This window comes from Psychrobacillus sp. NPDC096426, from assembly GCF_044762745.1.
Lineage (GTDB): Bacteria > Bacillota > Bacilli > Bacillales_A > Planococcaceae > Psychrobacillus.
On the sequence record NZ_JBIWEX010000005.1, the window covers coordinates 195,587 to 201,586 of the forward strand.

Genomic DNA, 6,000 nt, shown 5'->3' on the forward strand with positions numbered 1-6,000 from the left:
ATAACTTATGTTACTTGTAAAAAGTTATCCACATGCATAGAATATTTTAATTTCCTAAAGCAAAATAAAAGCTCGCTTCCTATATAAGAAAGCGAGTTTTTTAATCTATTTATTAATGAATACCATGCGCTACCATCGCATCTGCTACTTTTAGAAATCCTGCAATATTCGCACCTACTACGAAATTACCAGGATACCCATAATCTTTAGCCGCATCAAAACAGCTTTTATAAATATTTTTCATTACTACTTTTAACTTTTCATCCACTTCTTCCACAGTCCAAGATAAACGCATGCTATTTTGTGACATTTCCATTGCAGAAACCGCCACACCGCCTGCATTAGCTGCTTTACCCGGTGCAAATAAAACGCCATTCATTTGGAAAGCATGAACCGCTTTTTCTGTACAAGGCATATTGGCACCTTCTCCTACCGCTTTTACACCATTTGCAATAAGCAATGCTGCGTCTGCTTCTTCCAATTCATTTTGCGTCGCACATGGCAAAGCAATGTCGCAAGCAATTGACCATATATCACTACATCCTTCATGATACACCGCATGCTTATGAAATTTTGTATATTCTTGAATTCGTTTATTATCAAATTCCTTCAATTGTTTCACTGTTTCTACATTGATCCCTTTCGGATCATAAATATATCCGCTAGAATCACTACATGCTAACACAGTCGCACCTAGCTCAATCGCCTTCTCCATAGCATAAGTTGCAACATTTCCCGAACCAGAAGCAATTACTGTTTTTCCAGCAAAACTATCGCCTTTTTCTTTTAGCATTTCTTCCACAAAATAAACACAACCATAACCAGTCGCTTCTTTGCGTCCTAAGCTCCCACCATGATTTGGGTCTTTACCGGTGAAAACACCTGCTTCAAATCCACCTTTTATGCGATTATATTGCCCGAACATATAGCCAATTTCTCGTTTCCCGACGCCAATATCTCCTGCCGGTACGTCCATGTCCGCTCCAATATATTTGCTTAGCTCTGTTATAAAGCTTTGGGTAAATCGCATAATTTCACGCGATGACTTACCTTTCGGATCAAAGTCGGACCCACCTTTTCCTCCACCTATTGGCATACCTGTCAATGCATTTTTGAATGTTTGTTCGAAAGCCAAAAACTTCATAATACTGCTATTTACAGTCGGATGGAAGCGAATTCCCCCTTTATATGGTCCAATACTATTATTAAACTGCACTCGGAAACCACGGTTCACTTGTACTTTCCCCGTATCATCTTCCCAAGCAACACGAAACGAAATCACACGGTCCGGCTCAGTTATTCGTTCCAAAATGCCATTATGGATAAACTCAGGATGCTTTAAAAACACAGGTCGAAGAGAATCAAAAATCTCACGTGTTGCCTGTAAGAATTCCTTTTCTCCTGGATTACGCTTCTTCACTAATTCATAAACTTCATGCACATAATCATTTGCTCTACTTTTTTGTTCTACATTATTTCCTCTCAACAAATCCATATTTTTGCCCCTAACATTTATCATTCTTTTATCTATTATCTCGAATCTTCTAAAAACATTCAACACAAACATAGGTCTCCGTTAATAAATATACAAAAAATGTTACAATTATACGTCTAAAATACCCAAGATCCATCTTCCCATTCCCATAATTCCTCATGAATATTTCAAAAACATTACAGCTATTTCAGGTCTCTGGCTCCTGAGTTATAACTGAAATAAAAAATCCATAATTTAACTTGTATATATTATACAATTATATATTGAATTAAAAATTATCTAAAAATTAATAAACAGCTTTTTTCACCTTTATAATGAACTAATTAAAGTCCATATATGAAAAAGTTAAGAAAAGAGGAATAAAACATGGGAGCAGTAAATACTCCAGAATCAAAAAGAAAGTGGAAGCTGTCTATTCCACATGTGTATGTCATATTATTTTCACTCATTATAGTAGCAGCAATTTCCACTTACATATTTCCGTCAGGGGAGTATGAACGGATAGTGGACGAAGCAGGTAGAACTATTGTTGTAGCGGATACATATAAAGAAACTCATTCTACTCCTGCAGGCTTTTGGTCGATCTTTCAAGCTGTACATAAAGGAATGGTAAATTCTGCAGGTATTATTTTCTACATATTCATTGTAGGAGGTTCTTTTGGTATTTTGCAAGCAACTGGTGCCATCGAAGCTGCAGTTGGTTCGATCGCACAAAAAATGAAAGGGAAAGAAATCTTAATTATTCCGATACTTATGACTTTCTTTGGCTTATCCGGTGCAATGCTTGGTTTAGCGGAAGAAACAATTCCTTATATTACAATTTTAGTCCCTTTAATGCTATTAATTGGATACGATTCAATGGTAGGAACGGCTGTAGTGCTTCTTGGGACTTCAGCAGGATTTACAGCAGCATTTATGAATCCCTTCACAGTTGGAGTGGCGCAAGGAATCGCAGAAGTTCCTTTGTTCTCCGGCCTTTATTTACGAATTATATTTTTTGTTATTTTTCTGTCAGTAAGTATTTGGTATGTAATGCGTTATGCTCGGAAAATTAAAAAAGATCCAACCAAAAGTACACTTTATAATGATGCAAACAGTGATAGTTTCAAAGTTCCTGATACTATTCTAACGCTTACGAATCGCCATAAAGTGATTTTCGTTATTTTACTTGGAACACTGGTGACACTCGCATTTGGAGTTATTAAATTGGGATGGTACTTATCCGAAATTGCTGGGCTATTCTTGTTAATGGGAATCCTGATGGGGCTAGTTGGAAAAATGAATTTTAGCCAAATCTCAGAGCAATTTATTGAAGGGTGTCGAGTTCTTGTAATGGGGGCGTTAGTAGTTGGGGTTGCAAACGCAATTTTAGTAGTCCTTCAAGACGGTAAAATTATGGACACAATTTTATACGGATTCTCTTCTGTCATTGGAGACATGCCTGCAGGTTTGGCAGCGTTTGGTATGTACATCGTTCAATGCTTACTCAATTACATTATTCCATCAGGTAGTGGACAAGCTGCATTAACAATGCCTATTATGGCTCCACTTTCTGATCTAGTAGGGGTAACTCGTCAAACAGCTGTACTTGCCTTCCAGTTTGGGGACGGAATATCTAATATATTCACACCGACATCCGGATATTTCATGGCAGGGCTAGCGCTTGCAAAAATTTCTTGGGTGAAATGGGTAAAATGGATTTTTCCACTTATTATGATCCACTATGTGTTAGGTGCAATTTTCGTTACGGTCGCACATTATATAGGATTTTCATAATATCACCCTCTTCATTCGTTGGGGGATTAGTTAATAGAAAGGAACTAAAACAATGAAACCGGATATAAATTTAACAAAATGGATTATTGAACAACGACGTTACTTACACGCACATCCTGAAATTTCACATGAAGAAACTGCTACAAAAACATATATAACGGAACAATTACACGCTTTAGGAATCGAGACGTATTCTATAACCGGAAAGGACGTCGTCGGTATTGTAAAAGGAGAACATCCTGGAAAGACAGTTGTTATTCGTTCCGATATGGATGCTTTGCCAATACTAGAAGAAACGGGTCTCCCATTCGCTTCAGTCAATAAAGGCATTATGCACGCTTGTGGTCATGATGGACATATGTCCATTTTACTAGGAATCGCCAAATTACTTGTTGGAAACAAAACTGCTATTCATGGTACTATTCATCTTTTATTCCAACATGCCGAGGAAGCAGTTCCAGGTGGAGCTGTTGAAATAGCTTCGACTGACTTTCTGGACAACAAAGATGCCATTTTCGGTTATCATTTATGGCAACCTTTACAATCAGGTTTAATCGGATTTCGTCCAGGTCCTACTATGGCAGGTGCAGATCGTTTTTCCATTACTATTTATGGAAAAGGCGGACATGGCTCCATGCCGGAAGAAACAATTGATCCAACGCTTGTTATCTCGCATATAATTACGCAGCTTCATACAATTGTAAGTCGTAATATTAAAGCGATTGATCAAGCAGTCATCAGTATCGGAGAGCTAAATTCAGGTACAAGTTATAATGTAATACCAGATACTGCGTATGCATCAGGTACCGTTCGTTATTTCAATAATGAAATATCTTCTCTCATCCGAAAAAGAGTAGAAGACATTATAGATGGTGTATGTAAGTCTTTTGGTGCAAAATACAAAGTAGAGTACCTGCATGGGGATCCACCTGTACTAAATAACAAAGCGTTAACATCTTTTATTCAAAAAACCGCTATCTCCCTTTTCGGCGAAGAAAAAGTAGTGGAAGTCGACCCTATTTTAGGTGCCGAAGACTTCTCTTGCTATTCACATAAAATTCCAGCGTCGTTTACTTTTATTGGCGTTGGAAAAGAAGAAGCTCCGTACGGGCATCACCATCCGAAATTTGATATTAATGAGGATATGCTCCCTGTAGGAGTCGAGCTATTTACAAACGGTGTACTCGATTATTTAAGAGATAGTACTGAAGAGAACAATTAATGCGATTGAGATTCTTGCAGAAACATTACAGGAATGTAGTTTTCCAAAGCTTCCAACAAAGTATAGTTTGTGCAATATAGGGATAATGCGTCTTAAGGAGGTTACCGCTAGGATTCCCACTGCAGGGCGGACGCTTTCCGCCGGGTGAGCGATGAACCATCACCGCCGCTTCGCGTACGTTGTGATGTTTCATCTGTCTCACTCATCCGGGTCGAGTAGGTGGAAACCTTTCTCCCTAGCGGGAGATTGTGTTTCACCACCCCTCACAGAACCGTGCGTGCGCTATTAACGCACACGGCTCTTCCTTTTATCATTTACAAAATATAGCTAAGTTCGTTTCTTAACTCGTAGATATTGACTTTAGTCCTCGGTGTAGGAAGTGGAAATTTCTTCAGGAATAAGGTGAATTTCTCAAAATTGAAAGATTTCCTCTGACTCCTTTTATTCATCCACTTGAAGAGTAGTCTTTTCACTTTATCTACAAAATTTCTTACACTGCGAGTATTGTCAGTAATGCAATAATAATTAAAGTAGCCTATTAGTGACCTTTGAAGCCGTTCCATAATTTTGTGTATGTCCATGGTACGATTCTCTCTCAGCCATTTATTGCACTCTTTTATCTTTACTCGCATCTTCTTACTGCTTGTTTTGCGCTTAACTCGAAAATTCCCCTGTTTGCTCCGACTGCAGAAATGAGTGAAACCCAGAAAATCAAATGTATCGGGTTTACCCGTTCTTTTCCATTTGTTGTTTTGTTCAGCGTATTTGCCGAAAGGCATAATCTTCGTTTTATCCTCCGAAATTTCAAGGTTGAATTTTTTCTTTAACCTAGCGACTAAGTCAAAGTAGAAGCCCTTGGCTTCGTTTTCACTTTGAAAACAACATACGAAGTCGTCCGCGTATCTCACCATGTAAGCTTGACCTGCACAGGATTTCCGAACCACTTTTTCAAACCATAAATCCAAGACATAATGAAGGTATACATTCGCAAGTATTGGGGATATGATACCTCCTTGAGGGGTTCCTACATCTGTTTTGTAGTACTTTCCCTCCTCCATATATCCACCTTTTAGGAATCTAGCTATAATTCCTAAAAGATTTCGGTCAGCTATCTTGTGCTCCAGGAATTTCATCATCCATTCGTGACTGACATTATCAAAGAATCCCTTAATATCTACATCTACGATGTAATTGGTATGTCGCTCTTCTATATAAACATTGAGGATTTTGAGCGCATCGTGGCAACTTCGATTTGGTCGAAATCCGAACGAACAATCTAGGAAGATTGGTTCATAGATGGCATTTAGTATCTTTGCTATCCCTCTTTGAACAATTTTGTCTTCGTGGTCTGGAATACCAAGAGGTCTTTTCATCTTCGAGCCCGCTTTAGCGATGTATGTTCTTCTCACTGGCACTGGTTTGTAGCTTCGCCTTTTCATTTTCTCGACAAGCTTCGCAATGTTTTCATCCAGATTTTCACCGTATTCTTCTTTTGTGATTTGCTTGA

Annotated in this window: 4 protein-coding genes; 2 read left to right on the forward strand and 2 right to left on the reverse strand. The window is 38.3% G+C overall.

Annotated elements, in window-relative coordinates:
- Positions 1-112: 112 nt before the first annotated feature.
- Positions 113-1,495: an NADP-specific glutamate dehydrogenase gene (gene gdhA / locus ACIQYS_RS06465; protein ID WP_402976366.1), complete on the reverse strand. Its 1,383-nt coding sequence runs from the start codon at positions 1,493-1,495 to the stop codon at positions 113-115.
- 366 nt (positions 1,496-1,861) lie between these two features.
- Here gdhA and ACIQYS_RS06470 point away from each other — a divergent pair, with 366 nt between their 5' ends.
- Together ACIQYS_RS06470 and ACIQYS_RS06475 are read left to right on the forward strand one after the other, a co-directional pair.
- On the forward strand, positions 1,862-3,271 hold the full coding sequence (locus ACIQYS_RS06470) for a YfcC family protein (protein WP_402976369.1): 1,410 nt from the start codon (positions 1,862-1,864) through the stop codon (positions 3,269-3,271).
- A 52-nt stretch (positions 3,272-3,323) separates the two neighbouring features.
- Positions 3,324-4,493 (forward strand): M20 metallopeptidase family protein, encoded by a 1,170-nt coding sequence (locus ACIQYS_RS06475; RefSeq protein WP_402976372.1) that lies wholly within the window; start codon positions 3,324-3,326, stop codon positions 4,491-4,493.
- 314 nt (positions 4,494-4,807) lie between these two features.
- Here ACIQYS_RS06475 and ltrA read toward each other — a convergent pair.
- A partial coding sequence (gene ltrA, locus ACIQYS_RS06480; RefSeq protein WP_402976375.1) for a group II intron reverse transcriptase/maturase occupies positions 4,808-6,000 on the reverse strand: 1,193 nt, incomplete at its 5' end.